This is a genomic window from Pseudomonas sp. SMV71 (assembly GCF_052042015.1).
Lineage (GTDB): Bacteria > Pseudomonadota > Gammaproteobacteria > Pseudomonadales > Pseudomonadaceae > Aquipseudomonas.
The window spans coordinates 43,973-63,125 of the sequence record NZ_JBKGGU010000010.1 but is presented as its reverse complement, the minus strand read 5'-3'; the positions used below and the strand labels follow the sequence as shown (position 1 = coordinate 63,125).

At 62.1% G+C, this 19,153-nt stretch carries 16 protein-coding genes; 8 read left to right on the top strand and 8 right to left on the bottom strand.

Features of this window, described 5'->3' with window-relative positions; translation table 11 throughout:
• Window positions 1-12 precede the first annotated feature (12 nt).
• Together ACLEJQ_RS12175 and ACLEJQ_RS12170 are read left to right on the top strand one after the other, a co-directional pair.
• Window positions 13-633 (top strand): HAD family phosphatase, encoded by a 621-nt coding sequence (locus ACLEJQ_RS12175; RefSeq protein WP_440795244.1) that lies wholly within the window; start codon window positions 13-15, stop codon window positions 631-633.
• Window positions 634-742: 109 nt separating this feature from the next.
• Window positions 743-1,009, top strand: a complete 267-nt coding sequence (locus ACLEJQ_RS12170; RefSeq protein WP_440795242.1) for a DUF4404 family protein — start codon at window positions 743-745, stop codon at window positions 1,007-1,009.
• A 121-nt stretch (window positions 1,010-1,130) separates the two neighbouring features.
• Here ACLEJQ_RS12170 and queF read toward each other — a convergent pair whose 3' ends face one another.
• Together queF and copI are read right to left on the bottom strand one after the other, a co-directional pair.
• On the bottom strand, window positions 1,131-1,961 hold the full coding sequence (gene queF / locus ACLEJQ_RS12165) for an NADPH-dependent 7-cyano-7-deazaguanine reductase QueF (protein ID WP_440795240.1): 831 nt from the start codon (window positions 1,959-1,961) through the stop codon (window positions 1,131-1,133).
• 60 nt (window positions 1,962-2,021) lie between these two features.
• Complete coding sequence (gene copI, locus ACLEJQ_RS12160) at window positions 2,022-2,546, bottom strand: copper-resistant cuproprotein CopI (RefSeq protein WP_440795238.1); 525 nt, start codon at window positions 2,544-2,546, stop codon at window positions 2,022-2,024.
• Between the two features lie 149 nt (window positions 2,547-2,695).
• Here copI and ACLEJQ_RS12155 point away from each other — a divergent pair, with 149 nt between their 5' ends.
• Window positions 2,696-3,376 carry a heavy metal response regulator transcription factor gene (locus tag ACLEJQ_RS12155; protein WP_440795237.1) on the top strand — a complete coding sequence of 227 codons (681 nt, stop codon included), beginning with the start codon at window positions 2,696-2,698 and terminating at the stop codon, window positions 3,374-3,376.
• Window positions 3,376-4,731 carry a heavy metal sensor histidine kinase gene (locus tag ACLEJQ_RS12150; protein WP_440795235.1) on the top strand — a complete coding sequence of 452 codons (1,356 nt, stop codon included), beginning with the start codon at window positions 3,376-3,378 and terminating at the stop codon, window positions 4,729-4,731. Before ACLEJQ_RS12155 ends, ACLEJQ_RS12150 begins: the two co-directional genes overlap by 1 nt.
• 177 nt (window positions 4,732-4,908) lie before the next feature.
• On the opposite strand, the gene ACLEJQ_RS12145 is transcribed toward ACLEJQ_RS12150, so the two are convergent.
• From ACLEJQ_RS12145 to ACLEJQ_RS12135, 3 genes are all read right to left on the bottom strand, one after another.
• Window positions 4,909-6,153 carry a lipoprotein-releasing ABC transporter permease subunit gene (locus ACLEJQ_RS12145; protein ID WP_440795233.1) on the bottom strand — a complete coding sequence of 415 codons (1,245 nt, stop codon included), beginning with the start codon at window positions 6,151-6,153 and terminating at the stop codon, window positions 4,909-4,911.
• A gap of 63 nt (window positions 6,154-6,216) precedes the next feature.
• The gene (gene lolD, locus ACLEJQ_RS12140) at window positions 6,217-6,900 is read right to left on the bottom strand and encodes a lipoprotein-releasing ABC transporter ATP-binding protein LolD (RefSeq protein WP_175459445.1); all 684 of its coding nucleotides are present in this window, start codon (window positions 6,898-6,900) and stop codon (window positions 6,217-6,219) included.
• 7 nt (window positions 6,901-6,907) lie between these two features.
• Entirely contained in the window at window positions 6,908-8,158 is a 1,251-nt protein-coding gene (locus tag ACLEJQ_RS12135) for a lipoprotein-releasing ABC transporter permease subunit (protein ID WP_440795231.1), read from the bottom strand.
• 94 nt (window positions 8,159-8,252) lie between these two features.
• Between ACLEJQ_RS12135 and ACLEJQ_RS12130 the strand changes: the two genes are divergently transcribed.
• On the top strand, window positions 8,253-8,849 hold the full coding sequence (locus ACLEJQ_RS12130) for a PilZ domain-containing protein (RefSeq protein WP_440795229.1): 597 nt from the start codon (window positions 8,253-8,255) through the stop codon (window positions 8,847-8,849).
• Window positions 8,846-9,568: a glycerophosphodiester phosphodiesterase gene (locus tag ACLEJQ_RS12125; protein WP_440795227.1), complete on the top strand. Its 723-nt coding sequence runs from the start codon at window positions 8,846-8,848 to the stop codon at window positions 9,566-9,568. Before ACLEJQ_RS12130 ends, ACLEJQ_RS12125 begins: the two co-directional genes overlap by 4 nt.
• Window positions 9,569-9,610: 42 nt before the next feature.
• On the opposite strand, the gene sthA is transcribed toward ACLEJQ_RS12125, so the two are convergent.
• Entirely contained in the window at window positions 9,611-11,005 is a 1,395-nt protein-coding gene (sthA, locus tag ACLEJQ_RS12120) for a Si-specific NAD(P)(+) transhydrogenase (RefSeq protein WP_440795225.1), read from the bottom strand.
• Window positions 11,006-11,409: 404 nt separating this feature from the next.
• A complete protein-coding gene (locus tag ACLEJQ_RS12115) occupies window positions 11,410-12,399 on the bottom strand; it encodes an FAD:protein FMN transferase (protein WP_440795530.1) in 990 nt (329 codons plus the stop codon).
• 204 nt (window positions 12,400-12,603) lie between these two features.
• On the opposite strand from ACLEJQ_RS12115, the gene ACLEJQ_RS12110 reads away from it, so the two are divergent.
• Window positions 12,604-13,902 carry an MFS transporter gene (locus ACLEJQ_RS12110; protein WP_440795223.1) on the top strand — a complete coding sequence of 433 codons (1,299 nt, stop codon included), beginning with the start codon at window positions 12,604-12,606 and terminating at the stop codon, window positions 13,900-13,902.
• Window positions 13,903-14,071: 169 nt separating this feature from the next.
• Here ACLEJQ_RS12110 and ACLEJQ_RS12105 read toward each other — a convergent pair whose 3' ends face one another.
• Window positions 14,072-15,535, bottom strand: a complete 1,464-nt coding sequence (locus ACLEJQ_RS12105) for a glyceraldehyde-3-phosphate dehydrogenase (protein ID WP_440795221.1) — start codon at window positions 15,533-15,535, stop codon at window positions 14,072-14,074.
• 168 nt (window positions 15,536-15,703) lie between these two features.
• Between ACLEJQ_RS12105 and mfd the strand changes: the two genes are divergently transcribed.
• On the top strand, window positions 15,704-19,153 hold the full coding sequence (mfd, locus tag ACLEJQ_RS12100; RefSeq protein WP_440795219.1) for a transcription-repair coupling factor: 3,450 nt from the start codon (window positions 15,704-15,706) through the stop codon (window positions 19,151-19,153).

The window sequence follows — 19,153 nt, the reverse complement described above, 5'->3', positions numbered from 1 at the left end:
AAGGACGTCCCCATGCCCCGCGCCGAAGCCCTGCCCCTCCCCGCGCCCAGCCTGACCGCCGTGCTGTTTGGCCTGAGTGGGTGCCTGGTGGATTTCGGGGCGCGGATTCGACAACCAGGGGCCGCACCGACCGAGCACGCACAACCTACACCGGGCGCGCTGGACTGCCTGCGCCGTCTGCACCTTCAGGAGATCCCCTGCGCCTGGCTTGACGAACTGCCACCGGCGGTCAGCCATGCCCTGGCGGCTTCGTTGCCAGGTTGGATCAAACCGCCGCAACTTCCTGCAACAAATTATCCTTGGCCGGCCCCCCACGCCTGTTGGCAAGCCTTGATGGCGCTGAACGTCCAGCACCTTGACGGCTGTGTATTGGTCAGTGGCGAACCTCGCCAGTTGCAGTCAGGTCTCAACGCCGGCCTGTGGACCATCGGACTGGCCTCCTGCGGCTCGCTGTGCGGCCTCACGCCCGGTGAATGGGAAGCGCTGAGCCAACAGGAAAGGGAAACCAGGCGCGCCAAGGCCACCGTCCAATTGTTCAGCCTGGGCGTACACTCGGTCATCGACCACCTGGGCGAACTCGACACCTGCCTGGCGGACATCAACCTGCGCCGATTCAAAGGCGAGAAGCCGTGATCGAGGTCATGCAGGGCGCTTGAGGGTGGATTACTCTTTAGACAAGCCACGGACTTTTGCCACACCGTCGCGGTCCATGGCTGTGCCTATTCATAAAGGGAGTACGTCAATGCCCGCCCGCCGCGAACTGCAAGAGCAACTCGATACCCTGCGCAAGCAACTGGACCAGGACCCGCCGCTGTCTGGGCCGGAACGCGAACACCTGCATCAATTGATGGCTCAGATCGAAGCTGAGATCCAGCTGGAAAACCAGCTGCAGGACACCAACCTGGTCGACGGCGTGAACCTTGCCGTGGAAAGCTTCGAATTGAAGCATCCCGCCATTGCGGGAACCCTGCGCAACATTGTGCTGACGTTAGGCAATATCGGGATTTGAATGACAGAGAGCCCGCTATCGAGAGCGGGCTTCACTTTTTACCCCTGCACTGCAATCACCTGTGGGAGCGAGCAGGCTCGCTCCCACAATTGGATCGGCTACAGTCTCAGAGATAGTAACGTTACTGGCGCACTAACCGATGGTTCGGCAGTTGCTCCGCTTCAGTGCTGCGATACGGGTTGATATCCAACCCACCCCGCCGCACATATCGCGCATACACCGTCAACGTCTCAGGCTTGAGCAAGCGCTGCAGGTCGAGAAAGATCCGTTCCACGCATTGCTCGTGGAAATCCGAATGCTGGCGGAAGCTGACGATGTAGGCCAGCAGGCTTGCATGATCCAGCGCCGCGCCGCGATAGTGCACCGCCACACTGCCCCAGTCCGGCTGGCTGGTCACCGGGCAGTTGGATTTGAGCAAATGACTGTGCACGCTTTCCTCGACGACACGCGATGCATCACAACGCAGCAGTTCCGGACGCGGATGCTCATAGGAATCGACGCTGATGTCCAGCTCGTCGATGCACACGCCGGGCAGCGCGACGACACCCTCGCTCTCCACGTCCTTGAGACTGCGAATCCGCACGCCTACCGGCTTGCCGGCGGCCGCCGACAGGTCTTGGCGCAGGGTCGCCTCCAGGCTCGCCGTGTCAGCGAACGAGGTCTGGTTCAATGAGTTGAGATACAGCTTGAAGGATTTGGACTCGATGATGTTCGGCGAGTCCGCCGGGATCGCGAACTCGCCGATGGCCACCACCGGCTTGCCGGACGGCAGCAACCATGAGAGCTCGAAGCAATTCCAGAAATCCACACCCTTGTAGGGCAAGGTGTCGGCCGTCAGCCCCAGTTCCGCCCACTTCGCGGTGCGCGGGATCGGAAACAAGAGTGACGGCGTGTAGGTCGCGATGTATTCGCTGGATTTGCCCAGCGGCGAATGTTCGGCTGCGGGATGCATGACGGAAACCTGACTGAAGAATCAGCGGATTCTATCAGTCTTTGCCACCGCCTTGAGCGCTTACTGACTGACCGTCAAGACGCCTTTCATGCCGGCCTGATAATGCCCAGGCACATTGCAGGCGAACTCCAGGCGGGTGGCCTGGGTGAACCTCCAGGTCAGCTCGGCGGTCTTGCCAGGCTCTACCAATACGCTATTGGGGTCGTCGTGGCCCATGCCGGCCTGATCGTGCCCCATCGCCCCATGTTCCACGCCGGCCTTCATCGCCGTCGGCGTCAGGTGGCCGGCCTGTTGCATCTGCTGCATTTGCTGCTGGTGTTCAGCGTGCATCGCGGCATTACCCAGATTGAATTCGTGAAGCAACTGGCCCTTGTTGATCAGTACAAAACGAACCGTCTCCCCCTTCTTAACTTCCAAGGCGCCGGGATTGAATGTCATGTCCCCCATCACCACCTCAATGCTGCGATTGGCCTTGGCTGCCGGAGCAGGCTGGCCGAACTCGAAATGCTGGCCGGGCGACGCCCACGACGATGCACTGAACAACAATGCGCAAGCGACCAAAATCAAGGGTTTTCCCATCAACATCTTCGTACTCCAACCGGATAAGCTTGGGAAACCTTAGCGTGGCGTGGCTGCCATCCGCCTGACAGCATGATTACAACTTTGTCAGCTTGCGCCGTCGCCCCGCCCGCCGGGGTATAACGCCCACGTCCGAACCTGCCCATGAGCCCGTCATGAAACTGCTGATCGTCGAAGACCAAACGAAAACCGGCCAATACCTGCGCCAGGGCCTCAGTGAAGCAGGGTTCAATGCCGATCTGGTGACCGATGGCATTACCGGTCAGCAACTGGCCGTGAGCGGCGACTATGCGCTTTTGATCCTCGACGTGATGTTGCCCGGTCGCGATGGCTGGCAGATTCTGCAAGCCGTGCGCGGTGCAGGCCTGGAAACGCCGGTGCTGTTTCTCACGGCACGGGACGCGGTGCAGGACCGTGTGCATGGCCTGGAACTGGGCGCCGATGATTACCTGGTCAAGCCGTTTGCCTTCTCCGAATTACTGGCTCGCGTACGCAGCCTGCTGCGCCGGGGCGGCTCGATGCAGCAGGAAACGAGCCTGCAATTGGCGGACTTGCGCCTGGACCTGATCCGTCGTCGCGTCGAGCGCAGTGGCCGACGCATCGATCTCACCGCCAAGGAGTTCGCTTTGCTGGAACTGCTCCTGCGCCGCCAGGGCGAAGTGCTGCCCAAGTCGCTGATCGCTTCCCAGGTCTGGGACATGAATTTCGACAGTGACACCAATGTCATCGAAGTCGCGATCCGGCGCCTGCGAATCAAGATTGACGACGACTTCCCCGGCAAACTGATCCACACCGTGCGGGGCATGGGCTATGTGCTTGAGGAGCGCAGCCTGTGATGGGCCGGTGGTCGCTGAGCAGCCGTCTGGCGCTGCTGTTTGCCGCCTGCACCGCCGTGGTCTCGCTGTTCGCCGGCGTACTCTTCAGCCGTGGCAGCGAGGCGCACTTCATCGAGTTGGACCAACAGTTGCTCGAAGACAAGCTGATCGGCCTGCGCCGCGCCGTGCAAGGCTTGGGCGCCGAGCAGACGCAACGCCGTCTGGAAGAGGAACTGAGCCGCCAGGCTGATCTGGCCCTGCGCATCAAAGACAGCGACGGAGTGCGCTGGTATGACAGCTCGATCCGGATTCCAACCCGGTTGCCGGAAATGCCCGGTATTTCCACTCTCAGCGATGGCGACGTGGACTATCGCGTGCTGAACGCCCCACTCTTCCCCGACCGCCCAGGCTCGCCGCAGCTGACTCTGCTGCTGGACATCACCCATCACCAACACTTCCTGCAACGCATGCAGCGCCTGATCTGGCTGACTGTCGGCCTGTCTGCGCTGGCGACCGCCCTGCTCGGTGCCTGGGCCGCTCGCCGCGCCTTGCGTCCATTGCGCAGCATGGGGGCGATTGCCGGCAACGTCTCGGCCCGCTCCCTCAATGCCCGGCTGCCGGCAGAGCAAATGCCTACGGAACTGGCGGAACTGGCCCACAGCATCAACGCCATGCTCGCACGCTTGGACGATGCGTTTCAGCGGCTCTCGGCATTCTCCGCCGACATTGCCCATGAGTTGCGCACGCCGTTATCGAACCTGCTGACCCACACCCAGGTCACCCTCACCCGCGAACGCTCGCCGCAAGACTACCGCGAGGCCCTGCACAGCAACCTGGAAGAACTGCAATGGATGGCGCAACTGGTCAACGACATGCTGTACCTGGCCAAGGCTGACCATGGCCTGTTGGCCCCGGATCGCGAGCCGCTGGCGCTGGCCGAGGAAGTGGACGTGTTGCTGGAGTTCTTCGCGCCCCTGGCCGAGGACATCAACGTTCGCTTGAGCCGTGAAGGCGAGGGCCACCTCGGTGGCGATCGCAACATGTTGCGCCGGGCCCTCTCCAACCTGCTGGACAACGCGCTGCGCTTTACCCACGAAGGTAGCGACGTGCGAGTGCGTATTGTCGATGAGGCCCAAAGGGTTCGCATCAGCGTGGAGAACAGCGGCGAAGAGATCCCGGCGGACCTGCTGCCGCGCCTGTTCGATCGCTTCTACCGAGCCGACCCGGCTCGCCAGGAAAGCCGCGGCGAACATGCCGGCCTCGGGCTGGCCATCACCCGCTCGATCATCCGCGCCCACGGCGGAGAGATCCACTGTGAATCAGCCGATGGCTGGACGCGTTTTCTAATTGAGTTGCCGAAGGCCAACCAAGCCTGACACAAACCCTGTGGCGAGGGAGCTTGCTCCCGCTTGACCGGGCTGGCGCTCCAGTGCGAAGCGCTCACAAATGGGGCCGCTGCGCAGCCCAGCGGGAGCAAGCTCCCTCGCCACAGGGGCCTTATGTGCCGCCGAGAGATGGGAGGCTTGCACACGCAGCCCGGGGCTGCAGTGGTCTCAGGAATACCGCAACGCCTGCGCCGGTTCGATCTTCGCCGCGCGCCAGGCCGGGTACACCGTGGCCAGGAAGCTGAGGATGAACCCGGCCGAGCAGATCAGCACCACGTCGCCGCGCTGCAGCTCCGACGGCAGGTTGCTGACAAAGTACACATCGGAACTGAAGATGTGCTGGCCGCTGACCCGCTCCAGCCAGCCCACCAGCGCACTGACGTTCAACGCCGCGATCACCCCAAGCACCCCGCCGATCAGCGTGCCGACAATACCAATCACCGTCCCCTGGACCATGAAGATCGCCATGATCTGCCGCGGCGTGGCACCGATGGTACGCAGAATCGCGATGTCGGCACCCTTGTCGTTCACCACCATGATCAGCGTGGCGATGATGTTGAACGCCGCCACCGCGACGATCATCAGCAACAACAGGCCGATCATGGTTTTTTCCATTTTCATCGCGCTGAACAGGCTGCCCTGGGTGTGCGTCCAGTCGTCGGCCTTGTAGCCGGCGCCGAGGCCGGTGGCGATGTCACCGGACACCTTCGGCGCCGCGTACAGATCCTTCACCGCCAGGCGCACGCTCTGCACCTGGTTCGGTTGCCAGTGCTGCATCTGTGCCGCGTCGGCCACATGAATCAGCGCCATGGAACCATCCAGCTCGGCGCCTACCTTGAACACGCCCACCACATTCAGTCGCTGCATCCGTGGGGTAATTCCGCCAGGCGCGGTGCTGACTTCAGGCACGATCAGAGTCAGTTTGTCACCGACGTTCAAGCGAAAACGGCGGGCGGTGATTTCACCGATCACCACGCCGAACTCACCCGGCTTCAAGGCATCGAGGCGCCCCTGAACGATGTGCTGGGCAACAATCGACACCTTGCCCTCCTGGGCCGGGTCGATACCACTGATCTGGATCGGCTGCATCGAACCCTTGTGGCTGAGCATGCCTTCCAGTTCAGTGAACGGCACGGCCGCGGTCACTTGAGGATTTTTCAGCGCTGCGGCGGCCACCGGTTGCCAGTCGTCGATCGGATTGACGCCGACGACAGTCGCGTGGGGCACCATGCCGAGGATGCGCGAACTCATTTCACGCTGGAAGCCGTTCATCACCGACAGTACCACGATCATCGCCAGCACACCCAGGGCGAGGCCGATCATCGAGGTCATGGAGATGAACGAAACGAAGCGATTGCGACGCTTGGCGCGGGTATAGCGCGTGCCGATAAAGATCGATAACGGTCTGAACATTCGCGGTGCACCGTAAAAAGATAAAAGACCCGGCGCTAGCAGCGAGCGCCGGGTTGCGGTCGGTCAGATGGGTGTCAGGCAACCTTCCTGCAAGTGCAGGACGCGGTCCATCTGCCGGGCCAGGTTCATGTCGTGGGTCACCACCAGGAACGCCGTGCGCATCGAGGTACTGAGCTCCAGCATCAGGTCCTGGATACCCTGGGCGGTGTGAGAATCGAGGTTACCGGTCGGCTCATCGAGCATCACCAGGCCCGGTTTGTTGACCAGCGCCCGGGCAATCGCCACGCGCTGGCGCTCGCCGCCGGACAGCTCGGCGGGCTTGTGCTCCAGGCGATGCCCCAGCCCGACCCGTTCCAACAGCGCCGTGGCACGCTGGCGGGCTTCGGGGATTGCGGTGCGGCCTATCAGCAACGGCATGCAGACGTTTTCCAGCGCCGTGAACTCGGGCAACAGATGGTGGAACTGATAGACGAAGCCCAGGGAGCGGTTGCGCAGCAGGCCACGGGCCTTCTCGTTCAACGCCGAAAGTTCTTCCCCTGCCAGCCAGACGCTGCCGGTGGTCGGCGTGTCGAGGCCGCCCAGCAGGTTGAGCAAGGTACTTTTGCCCGAGCCGGAAGTCCCGACAATCGCCACCCGCTCGCCGGGGTGCAATTCCAGTTGCAGGCCCGACAACACCACCACCGACTCCGGACCTTCCTCGTAGGACTTGCCCAGGTTGCGGCAGCTCAAGATCGCTTTTTCACTCATGCCCGACTCACTCATAACGTAACGCCTCCGCCGGCTGGGTGCGTGCGGCACGCCAGGCAGGATACAGGGTGGCGAGGAAACTCAGGACCAACGCGGCGCCGCAGACCATCAACACGTCATCGGCCTGCAATTGCGATGGCAGATAGTCAATGAAATACACGTCGGCGTTGAGAAACTTGTGGCCGATCAGGCTTTCGAGGCCGGCAATCGCAGCGCTGACGTTCAGCGCGGCAAACATGCCAACCAGGGCGCCCGCCAGCGTGCCGATCACCCCGATCACCGTGCCCTGGACCATGAAGATGCGCATGATCTGCCCCGGCGTGGCGCCCAGGGTGCGCAGGATCGCGATGTCGCCCTTCTTGTCGTTCACCACCATCACCAGCGTGGAAATGATGTTGAAGGCGGCAACAGCGACGATCAGCAGCAACAGCAGGCCGATCATGGCTTTTTCCATGCGGATGGCCTGGTACAGGTTGCCGTGGGTGCGGGTCCAGTCACGGGCGTAGTAGCGGTCCTCGCCCAGCTGCTGGGCGATGGTCCAGGCCGCGCGCGGCGCCTGGAACAGGTCGTCGAACTTCAAGCGCAACCCCTGGACCTGATCGGCTTTCCAGCGATGCAGACGCGCCAGGTCTTCAAGATTGGTCACGCCCAGGTAGCCATCCAGCTCACCGGCACCGACGTGGAAGATGCCGATCACAGTGAAGCGCTTCATACGCGGGAACATGCCGCCGGGCGTTACGGTGACCTCCGGCGCAACAAAGGTCAGCTTGTCGCCGATAGCCACGCCGAGCTTGGCTGCCGCCTTGTCGCCGATGACGATGCCGAAGCTGCCGGGCGCCAGGTCGTCGAGTTTGCCCTGCTGCATGAAGTTATCGATGATCGACACTTGCCGTTCGAGCTTGGGATCGATGCCATTGAGCAACACTTTGGAGACCTTGCCATTGTTGGTCAGCAGGCCCTGCATCTGGGTGAACGGCGCAACGGCCAGTACCTGCGGGTTCTGCTTGACCTTGGCGGCCAGGCTCGGCCAATCGCTGATGGCCTCGCCGGTTTCGAGGGTCGCGTGGGGCACCATGCCCAGTACACGGGTGCGCATCTCGTGATCGAAGCCGTTCATCACCGACAGCACGACGATCATCACGACCACGCCGAGGGCCAAGCCGATGATGGATGTCAGGGAAATGAACGATACGAAATGATTGCGGCGTTTTGCACGGGTATAACGCGTGCCGATGAATACGAAGAGTGGTCTGAACATGTCGGGGCTTGTTCGGAGGGAAAAGGAACGTCCTTGTGGCGGGGGTCACAAACCAGCTTTACACTCAGACCACCGCCGCTACCATGGGTTCGCCATGTCGACATTAGATGAAGAAGATCGCCGCGAATACTACCGTATCGAGGACACGATCGCACTGGAAATTCGGCCCCTGTCCATTCCAGAAGCCGCCGGCCTGGAAATGCTGCAGGATGCGTCCCCGCTGTTCAATCTGCTCAGTGAACTGCACCTGAGCGAGTTCGAATCCCAGCACCTGCTGCGCCAGATCAGCGAGCGCGAACGCAGCATCGCGGCGTACCTCAAGGTGATGAACAAACGCATCGACCTGCTCAGCCAGGTCATCGCCCTGACGGTGCTCGGGGAAATCGGCGAACCGCAGCCGGTGATCATTTCCGAAGGCGGTATCGACTTCCAGTACCCCACCCCCGTCGCCATCGGCGCCCATCTGTCGATCAAGCTCGTGCTGATGCCCCAGGCGCTCGGGCTTCTGCTGCGCGCCCGCGTCACCCACTGCGACCCCAAGGGCGACGGCTTTGACGTGGGCACCGAGTTCGAACGCCCGACCGACGCGCAGCGCCAGTTGCTGGCGCGCTACATCCTGCAGAAACAGGCGCAAGAACGGCGCCTGGCTCGCGAACTGAACGAATCAGGTACCAATAAGGAAGAACCGTGACCCTCATTTATGGCCACCGCGGCGCCAAGGGCGAAGCGCCGGAAAATACCCTGACCGGTTTTCAGGAATGCCTCAAGCACGGCGTACGCCGTTGCGAACTGGACCTGCATTTATCCATGGACGGCGAGTTGATGGTGATCCACGACCCGACCCTCAAGCGCACCACGGATCGCCGAGGCAAAGTGGTGGAGCATTCCGCCGCCGAGCTGGTGACCTACGATGCGCGCAAGGGTGGCCCGGGCTGGGTCCAGCCATGTCCGATCCCGCGTTTGGAGGAACTGTTCGAGAAGTGTGATTTCGAGCATTGGCAACTGGAAGTCAAAAGCGCTTCACGCACCCGCGCCGCCGCCACGGTTTTGGGGATCCGTGAAATGGCCCAGCGTTTCGGGCTGCTGGACAAGGTCACCATCACCTCCAGCTCCCGGGAAGTGCTCAAGGCGGCCCTGGAGCTGACCCCGGACATCTCCCGTGGCCTGGTGGCCGAATATGCCTGGCTCGACCCGCTGAAGGTCGCCCAGAGCTACGGCTGCAAGATTCTGGCGTTGAACTGGACGCTGTGCACACCCGAGCGCCTGATCAAGGCCCAGCGCCAGGGATTGCATGTGTCGGTGTGGACGGTCAACGAACCCGCGCTGATGCGCAGGCTCGCCGACTTTGGCGCTGACAGCCTGATTACAGACTTTCCCGGTTTGGCCACCGCCACGCTCGGGAATGGCTGAAATCGGTCTCCCCGGCCGGCTCAGGCCACCGGCCGGAGCCGCTCAAAAAAGCCGGTTGAGCCCGTCGTAGGCCGCAACCCGATAGGCTTCGGCCATGGTCGGGTAGTTGAACGTGGTGTTGACGAAATACTTCAGCGTGTTCAACTCGCCGGGCTGGTTCATGATTGCCTGGCCGATGTGCACGATTTCCGAAGCCTGGTAGCCGAAGCAGTGCACACCCAACACTTCCAGTGTTTCGCGGTGGAACAGGATCTTCAGCATGCCTTGCGGCTCACCGGCGATCTGCGCCCGGGCCATGCTCTTGAAGAACGCCTTGCCCACTTCATACGGCACCTTGGCCTGGGTCAGTTCCTGCTCGTTCTTGCCGATGGAGCTGATCTCCGGAATCGTGTAGATACCGGTCGGCACGTCGTTGACGAAGCGCCAGCTGCCATTGTCGACGATGCTGCCGGCAGCCGAGCGACCTTGGTCGTGGGCAGCACTGGCCAGGCTCGGCCAGCCGATCACGTCACCGGCGCCATAAATATTCGGCACACAGGTGCGGTAGTTCTCGTCGACTTCGATCTGGCCGCGGCTGTTGACCTTCACGCCGATGTTCTCCAGCCCCAGGGTGTCGGTGTTGCCCGTGCGGCCGTTGCACCAGAGCAAGGCGTCGGCCTTGATCTTCTTGCCGGACTTGGGGTGCAGGATCACGCCGTTGTCCACGCCTTCGACGCGGTCGTATTCTTCGTTGTGGCGCACCGTGATGTTGTTGTTGCTGAAGTGATAGCTCAGGGCCTGGGAGATTTCCGAGTCCAGGAAGCTCAGCAACTGGCCACGGTTGTCCACCAGCTCCACCAACACACCCAGGCCGCTGAAGATCGAGGCGTATTCGCAACCGATCACGCCCGCGCCGTAGACGATGAGTTTACGTGGAGTGTGGCCCAGGCTCAGGATGGTGTCGCTGTCGTAGATGCGGGCATGGCTGAAATCGATGTCGGCCGGGCGGTACGGGCGCGAGCCGGTGGCGATGATGATGTGCTTGGCCACCAGCTTCTCGACCACGCCGTTGCCGCAGACCACTTCCACCGTCTGTTCGTCGGCGAAACTGCCGGTGCCGAAGAATACGTCGACCCGGTTGCGAGCGTAGTAGCCGGTACGCGAGGCGACTTGCTTGGAAATCACCTTCTCGGCGCTCTTGAGCACGTCGGGAAAGGAGAACCAGCGCGGCTCGCCGATGGCCCGGAACATCGGATTGGTGTTGAACTGCATGATCTGCCGCACCGAGTGACGCAAGGCCTTGGACGGGATGGTGCCCAAGTGGGTGCAGTTGCCGCCGACCTGCCGACGGCTGTCGACCATCGCCACCTTGCGCCCTGCCTTGGCGGCGTTCATTGCCGCGCCTTCCCCCGCCGGGCCGGAACCCAGTACCACCACGTCGTAGTTGTAGACAGCCATGCGTACTCCTCAGAACAGGCCGCGGCACCGGCTATGGTACCGACGGCTAAATCACGTCGGGTTGCGACATGAAGGAACAATTTTCAGGCCGGTTCACGAGCCCGGCCACAGTCTATAGAAGCGTCAACGCCGCGCACATTACCCCTTGGTCGCGTCAGAGGCTAGGGGGCGTTCTCAATTAGTTTCCCCACCGCGCTGTGCCTTAAAGCGGGCCAGGCAGGTGCTATTTCGCCACACCTACCCTTTCAACAGGCTGTCATCGCCACTCTTCAAGACTTGCCCCAATCAATGTGGCGAGGGAGCTTGCTCCCGCTGGGCTGCGCAGCAGCCCCATCTTTGTGAGCGCTTCGCGCTCAAGCGGGAGCAAGCACCCTCGCCACGGGCCGCCCGCATCCTGAAGGCTGTCAACGTTGGGTTTTCCCGCCGCTGATCCGTTCAAACGCATCGTTGGTCCTGGTGACAAAACGCTCGCCGTCCCGCAACACGAAAAATACCCCAATGCCGTGTTCTTCAGCATAGTCCCAACCCCGTTCAGGACCTAGAATCAGCAACAGCGTCGACAGTCCATCGGCCATCAACGCCGAAGGATGAATGACCGTGACTGACGCCAGGTTGTGCAGGACCGGTGCGCCGGTGCGTGCATCGAAGGTGTGGGAATAGCGTGCCCCGTCCTGCTGGAAATATCGGCGATAGTCGCCGGAAGTTGAAACCCCATAGCCGTCCACCTCGATCACCCGCTCAGCCACCTGCCGGTCATCCCGGGGTTCTTCCAAGGCAACCCGCCAGGCCGAGCCGTCGGGTTTGCGCCCGAGCGCCTTCAGCTCACCCGTCGCCTCGGCCAGGTAACTGTCGATGCCCAAGGCCTGGAGCCTGGCGGCGATCCGGTCCACCGCGTAGCCGGCGGCGATGCTGTTGAAATCGACTTCCACTGCTGCGTCCTTGCACAGCCGGTCGCCGTCGATGCGCAGATGAGCCTGGCCGACACGCTGGCGCGTCAAGGCCAAGGCTTCTGCACTGGGCACTTTCTCTTCCCGGGACTGAGGGCCGAAGCCCCATAGGTTCAGCAACGGTTCCACAGTCAGGTCGAAGGATCCACTGCTCCAGGAGGACAACTGCTCGCCCACCCGGACCAGTTCGAGGACGGGGCCAAGCATGACCTGGCAAGCACCCGCCGGCAGCGCATTGAAACGCTCGACATCCGAATCACTGCGATAGGTCGAAAACTGCCGATCCACCTCGGCGAGGATTTTTTCCACCTCGGCCTGCACCGCTTTCGGACCCGGCGTGGCGGAATGCCTGACGTACTGGATGGAATAATGACTGCCCATGGTCGGGCCGTCGAAACGCTCAAGGGTGTCGCCATTGCCGCAGCCGGACAACACGGCCCCCAGCATCACAAGCACTGCCCATCGTCCAGTTAACAAATCTTCATCTCCCCGCAAAACCACGACGGCCATTATGGACACAGCCCAACCCCTGGGGGAGCGAGCCTGCTCGCGATGGCAGCATATCTGCCCGCATCAATGTGTCCGGCACACTGTCATCGCGAACAGGTTCGCTCCCACAGGTACTGCGTATACCAGAGTGAGTACCTACACATGTCTTCCAACACGAGCAACGGCAAGGCGATCTTTCGCGTTGTCAGCGGCAACTTCCTGGAGATGTTCGACTTCATGGTCTATGGCTTCTACGCCACGGCCATTGCCAAGACATTTTTCCCCACCGATAGCGCCTTCGCCTCGTTGATGCTGTCCCTGGCGACGTTCGGCGCCGGCTTCCTGATGCGCCCGCTGGGGGCGATTTTCCTCGGTGCCTACATCGACCGCCACGGCCGTCGCAAGGGCTTGATCATCACGCTGGCGATGATGGCCACCGGCACCCTTCTGATCGCCTGCGTGCCCGGTTACGCCACCCTGGGCCTGGCCGCCCCGCTGCTGGTGCTGCTGGGCCGATTGCTGCAAGGTTTCTCCGCCGGTGTCGAATTGGGTGGGGTATCGGTTTACCTGGCGGAAATCTCCACGCCGGGGCGCAAGGGCTTCTTTGTCAGTTGGCAATCGGCCAGTCAACAGGCCGCCGTGGTGTTTGCCGGGCTGCTGGGTGTGGGCCTCAATCACTGGCTGAACCCTCAGGAAATGGGCGAATGGGGCTGGCGCATACCATTCCTGGTGGGTTGCATGATCGTGCCGGCCATCTTCGTGATCCGCCGCTCACTGGAAGAAACCCCTGAATTTCAGGCTAGGAAACACCGCCCCACCCTGTCGGAAATCATCCGCTCCATCGGTCAGAACTTTGGCATTGTCTTGGCCGGCATGGCGCTGGTGGTGATGACCACCGTGTCGTTCTACCTGATCACTGCCTATACACCGACCTTCGGCAAGGCCGAACTGAACCTGTCGGACCTGGATGCGTTGCTGGTCACGGTGTGCATCGGTTTGTCGAACTTCTTCTGGTTGCCGGTCATGGGCGCCGTTTCCGACAGGATCGGACGCAAGCCTCTGCTGCTAGCGGCGACAACCCTGGCAATTCTCACCGCCTACCCGGCGCTGTCCTGGCTAGTGGCGAACCCCAGCTTCAGTCACTTGCTGATCGTCGAGCTGTGGCTGTCCTTCCTGTACGGATCGTACAACGGCGCGATGGTGGTGGCCTTGACGGAAATCATGCCGGTCGAAGTGCGCACCACCGGGTTCTCCCTGGCCTACAGTCTGGCGACGGCTACGTTCGGCGGGTTTACGCCGGCGGCCTGCACTTATCTGATCCATGTGCTCGATAACAAAGCGGCGCCGGGTATCTGGCTCAGTGGCGCGGCGGTGTTGGGGTTGATAGCCACACTGGTACTGTTCAAGGGCAACCGGCATGCGTTGCGCACTGCGCAGGCTTCGGTAGTCGGTGGCGCCTGACAGACCGCTATCGCGAGCAGGCTCGCTCCCACCGTTGACCGAGTTGTTACTGATATCGGAGACCCAATGTGGGAGCGAGCCTGCTCGCGAGAGGCCCTTGAAAGCCCCACAAAAATCCAGACAAAAAAACGCCCCGACAAGTCGGGGCGTTTTCACATCCTGCTAAGGCTTAGCGCGGGAACGCTGGCGGATTTACACCGGCCATGTCTTCCATCACGCGAACCACCTGGCAGCTGTAACCGAATTCGTTGTCGTACCAGACGTACAACACAACGCGGTTATCGTTGCAGATGGTGGCTTCGGCATCGACCACACCGGCGTGACGCGAGCCCACGAAGTCGGTAGACACCACTTCCTGCGAATTGACGAAATCGATCTGCTTGTGCAGGTCGGAGTGCAGCGCCATGTAGCGCAGGTACTCGTTCATCTCTTCGCGGCTGGTGGCCTTCTCAAGGTTCAGGTTGAGAATGGCCATCGACACGTTTGGCGTCGGGACACGGATGGCGTTGCCGGTCAGTTTACCGGCCAGCTCAGGCAAGGCCTTGGCAGCAGCGGTGGCAGCACCGGTCTCGGTGATTACCATGTTCAGCGCGGCGCTGCGACCACGACGATCGCCCTTGTGGAAGTTGTCGATCAGGTTCTGGTCGTTGGTGTACGAGTGAACCGTTTCCACGTGACCGTTGACGATGCCGAACTTGTCGTTCACAGCCTTGAGCACCGGCACGATGGCGTTGGTGGTGCAGGAAGCGGCGGAGACGATCTTGTCGTCAGCGGTGATATCGCCGTGGTTGATACCGTGAACGATATTCTTCAGCTTGCCTTTGCCAGGCGCGGTCAGGACCACGCGGTCGATACCCGGGCAGGCCAGGTGCTGGCCCAGGCCGTCGGCGTCACGCCACACACCGGTGTTGTCCACCAGCAGCGCGTCCTTGATGCCGTACTGGGTGTAATCCACCTCGGTCGGGTTCTTCGCGTAGATCACCTGGATCAGGTTGCCGTTGGCGCTGATGGTGTTGTTTTCTTCGTCGATGGTGATGGTGCCGTTGAACGAACCATGGACCGAATCGCGGCGCAGCAGGCTGGCACGCTTGGTCAGGTCGTTTTCGGCGCCCTTGCGCACCACGATGGCCCGCAGTCGCAGACCGTCGCCGCCACCGGTTTTCTCGATCAGGATGCGCGCCAGCAGGCGACCGATACGACCGAAGCCGTACAGCACCACATCCGTGCCTTTACGGGCGGCTGCGTTTTGCTGACCCACCACGTCGGCCAGCTCTTCGCGAACGAATTGCTCGGCGGTGCGGCCATTGCCCTGGGTCTTGAACTTGACGGCCAGCTTGCCCAGGTCCACCGAAGCGGCGCCGAGCTTGAGCTCGCTCATCGCCTTGAGCAGGGGGAAAGTTTCGTGGACGGACAATTCGCTGTCGTCGGACTGACGGTGGCGAGCAAAGCGGTGGGCTTTGAGAATCGCGATGACAGACTGGTTGATCAGGCTGCGGCCATAGATCGAGCTCACCACGTTGTTATTGCGGTAGAGCTGACCGATGAGAGGGATCATCGCTTCGGCGAGCGCTTCACGATCGATCCATTCACCAAGACACTGGTCGGGCTTCTGAGTCACGGGAACCTTCCACATGTAGGGGCTGAAAAAAGGGGCTACATTATGCCGCCGAGTCCACGGCGGAGCAATGCGCGCCTGTCGCACCGTGGTTTTCCTGTCTACGCGGGTAGTCTGCGACTGACAGCAGCCCCCTTCCCCCGCTACAATTGCCGACTTTGTCGCAACGCTGGAGCTCAACCTTCCGTGCCCGTTCTGCGTCTTCCGCTACTCCCTGCTGCGGCAGGTAAACAGCACTGGGGCAATCTGCCCGGTGCCGCCCTGAGCCTGGCCATTGCCGAGGCCGCCAGCGCTGCAAAGCGTTTCACCCTGCTGCTGACCGCCGACAGCCAGGGCGCCGAGCGCCTGGAACAGGAGCTGGGTTTCTTCGCTCCGGATCTGCCGGTGCTGCATTTCCCGGACTGGGAAACCCTGCCCTACGATCTGTTTTCGCCTCACCAGGACATCATTTCCCAGCGCATCGCCAGTCTTTATCGGCTGCCGGAGCTCAGTCATGGCGTTTTGGTAGTGCCCATCACCACGGCCCTACATCGCCTGGCGCCCACGCAGTTTCTGCTGGGCAGCAGCCTGGTGCTGGACATCGGCCAGAAACTCGACGTCGAGCAAATGCGCACCCGCCTGGAGGCCAGTGGCTACCGCTGTGTCGACACCGTCTACGAGCACGGCGAGTTCGCGGTCCGTGGTGCATTGATCGATTTGTTCCCGATGGGCAGCAAACTGCCGTACCGCATCGACCTGTTCGATGACGAAATCGAGACCCTGCGCACCTTCGATCCGGAAAATCAGCGCTCCATCGACAAGGTCCAGTCGGTGCGCCTGCTGCCGGCCAAGGAATTCCCCCTGCAGAAAGACGCCGTGACCCGCTTCAAGGCGCGTTTTCGCGAGCGTTTCGATGTGGATTTCCGCCGTTGCCCGATTTTCCAGGACCTGAGCAGCGGGATCACCCCTGCCGGTATCGAGTATTATCTGCCGCTGTTCTTTGAGGAAACCTCAACCCTGTTCGATTACCTGCCCCAGGACACCCAGGTGTTTTCCCTGCCGGGCATCGAGCAGGCGGCAGAGAACTTCTGGAACGACGTGCGCAACCGCTACGAAGAACGCCGCGTCGATCCGTCCCGTCCTCTATTGCCGCCGGCCGAGGTGTTTCTGCCAGTGGAAGACTGCTTCGCCCGCCTCAAGAGTTGGCCACGCGTAGTCGCCAGTCAGCAGGATGTGGACACCGGGGTCGGCCGCGAGCGCTTTGCGGCCAAGCCCTTGCCTGATCTGGCGATCGAAGCCAAGGCCACGCAACCACTGGCGGCACTGGCCGGATTTCTCGACGAGTTCCCCGGCCGCGTGCTTTTCACGGCCGAAACCGCCGGGCGCCGCGAGGTGCTGTTGGAGCTGCTGGAGCGCCTGAAGCTGCGACCGAAGACGGTGGACAGTTGGCCGGACTTCATCGCCAGCAAGGATCGCCTGGCGATCACCATCGCCCCATTGAACGACGGCCTGGTCCTGGAGGACCCGGCGCTGGCGCTGGTGGCTGAAAGCCCGCTGTTCGGCCAACGCGTGATGCAACGGCGGCGGCGCGAAAAACGCGCCGACGCGGCCAACGATGCCGTCATCAAGAACCTCACCGAGCTGCGCGAAGGCGCTCCGGTGGTGCACATCGATCACGGCGTAGGACGCTACCTGGGCCTGGCGACCCTGGAAATCGACAACCAGGCGGCCGAATTCCTGACGCTGGAATACGCCGAGGGCGCCAAGCTCTACGTGCCGGTGGCGAACCTGCACCTGATCGCCCGCTACACCGGCAGCGACGACGCCCTCGCCCCGCTGCATCGCCTGGGTTCGGAAACCTGGCAGAAAGCCAAGCGCAAGGCCGCCGAACAGGTGCGCGACGTGGCCGCCGAGCTGCTGGATATCTACGCCCGCCGCGCTGCCCGCGAGGGTTATGCATTCGCCGATCCGAAAGCCGACTACGAAACCTTCAGTGCCGGCTTCCCGTTCGAAGAAACCGTCGACCAGCAGACCACCATCGAAGCCGTGCGCGCCGACATGCTCGCCGCCAAGCCGATGGACCGACTGGTGTGCGGCGACGTGGGTTTCGGCAAGACCGAAGTGGCGATGCGCGCTGCGTTTATTGCGGTACATGGTGGCAAGCAGGTGGCGATCCTGGTGCCCACCACCCTGCTCGCCCAGCAGCATTACAACAGCTTCCGCGACCGCTTCGCCGACTGGCCGGTAACCGTGGAGGTGATGAGCCGCTTCAAGTCCGCCAAGGAAGTGAACGCGGCCGTCGCCGACCTGGCCGAAGGCAAGATCGACATCGTCATCGGCACCCACAAGCTGCTGCAGGACGACGTGAAGATCAAGAACCTGGGGCTGGTGATCATCGACGAAGAACATCGCTTCGGGGTGCGCCAGAAAGAACAGCTCAAGGCCCTGCGCAGCGAAGTCGACATCCTCACCTTGACCGCCACGCCGATCCCGCGCACGCTGAACATGGCGGTGTCGGGCATGCGCGACCTGTCGATCATCGCCACGCCGCCGGCCCGTCGCCTGTCGGTGCGCACCTTCGTCATGGAGCAGAACAAGAGCACGGTCAAGGAAGCCCTGCTGCGTGAGCTGCTGCGTGGCGGCCAGGTCTATTACCTGCACAACGACGTCAAGACCATCGAGAAATGCGCCGCCGACCTGGCCGAACTGGTGCCGGAAGCGCGGATCGGTATCGGCCACGGGCAGATGCGCGAACGCGAACTCGAACAGGTGATGAGCGACTTCTACCACAAGCGCTTCAACGTGCTGATCGCCTCGACCATCATCGAGACCGGCATCGACGTGCCGAGCGCCAACACCATCATCATCGAGCGCGCCGACAAGTTCGGCCTGGCCCAGTTGCACCAGTTGCGCGGCCGGGTCGGACGCAGTCACCACCAGGCCTACGCCTACCTGTTGACGCCGCCGCGCCAGCAGATCACGCCGGATGCGGAAAAGCGCCTGGAAGCCATCGCCAACACCCAGGACCTGGGCGCCGGCTTCGTGCTCGCCACCAACGACCTGGAAATCCGCGGCGCCGGCGAACTGCTGGGCGACGGCCAGAGCGGGCAGATCCAGGCCGTCGGCTTCACCCTGTACATGGAAATGCTCGAACGGGCCGTCAAGTCGATCCGCAAGGGCGAACAGCCGAACCTCGACCAACCCTTGGGTGGCGGGCCGGAAATCAACCTTCGGGTGCCGGCGCTGATCCCGGAAGACTACCTGCCGGATGTCCACGCGCGTCTGATCCTCTACAAACGCATCGCCTCAGCCACCGACGAGGACGGCCTCAAGGATCTGCAAGTGGAGATGATCGACCGCTTCGGCCTGCTGCCGGAACCGACCAAGAACCTGGTGCGCACCACGCTGCTCAAGCTCAAGGCCGAACAGTTGGGCATCAAGAAAGTCGACGGCGGCCCCAACGGCGGTCGTATCGAATTCGAGGCCCAGACGCCGGTCGATCCATTGGTGCTGATCAAGCTGATCCAGGGCCAGCCCAAGCGCTACAAATTCGAAGGTGCCACGATGTTCAAATTCATGGTGCCCATGGAGCGCCCGGAAGAGCGTTTCAACACCGTAGAAGCGCTGTTCGAGCGCCTTACCCCGACCACTGCTTGA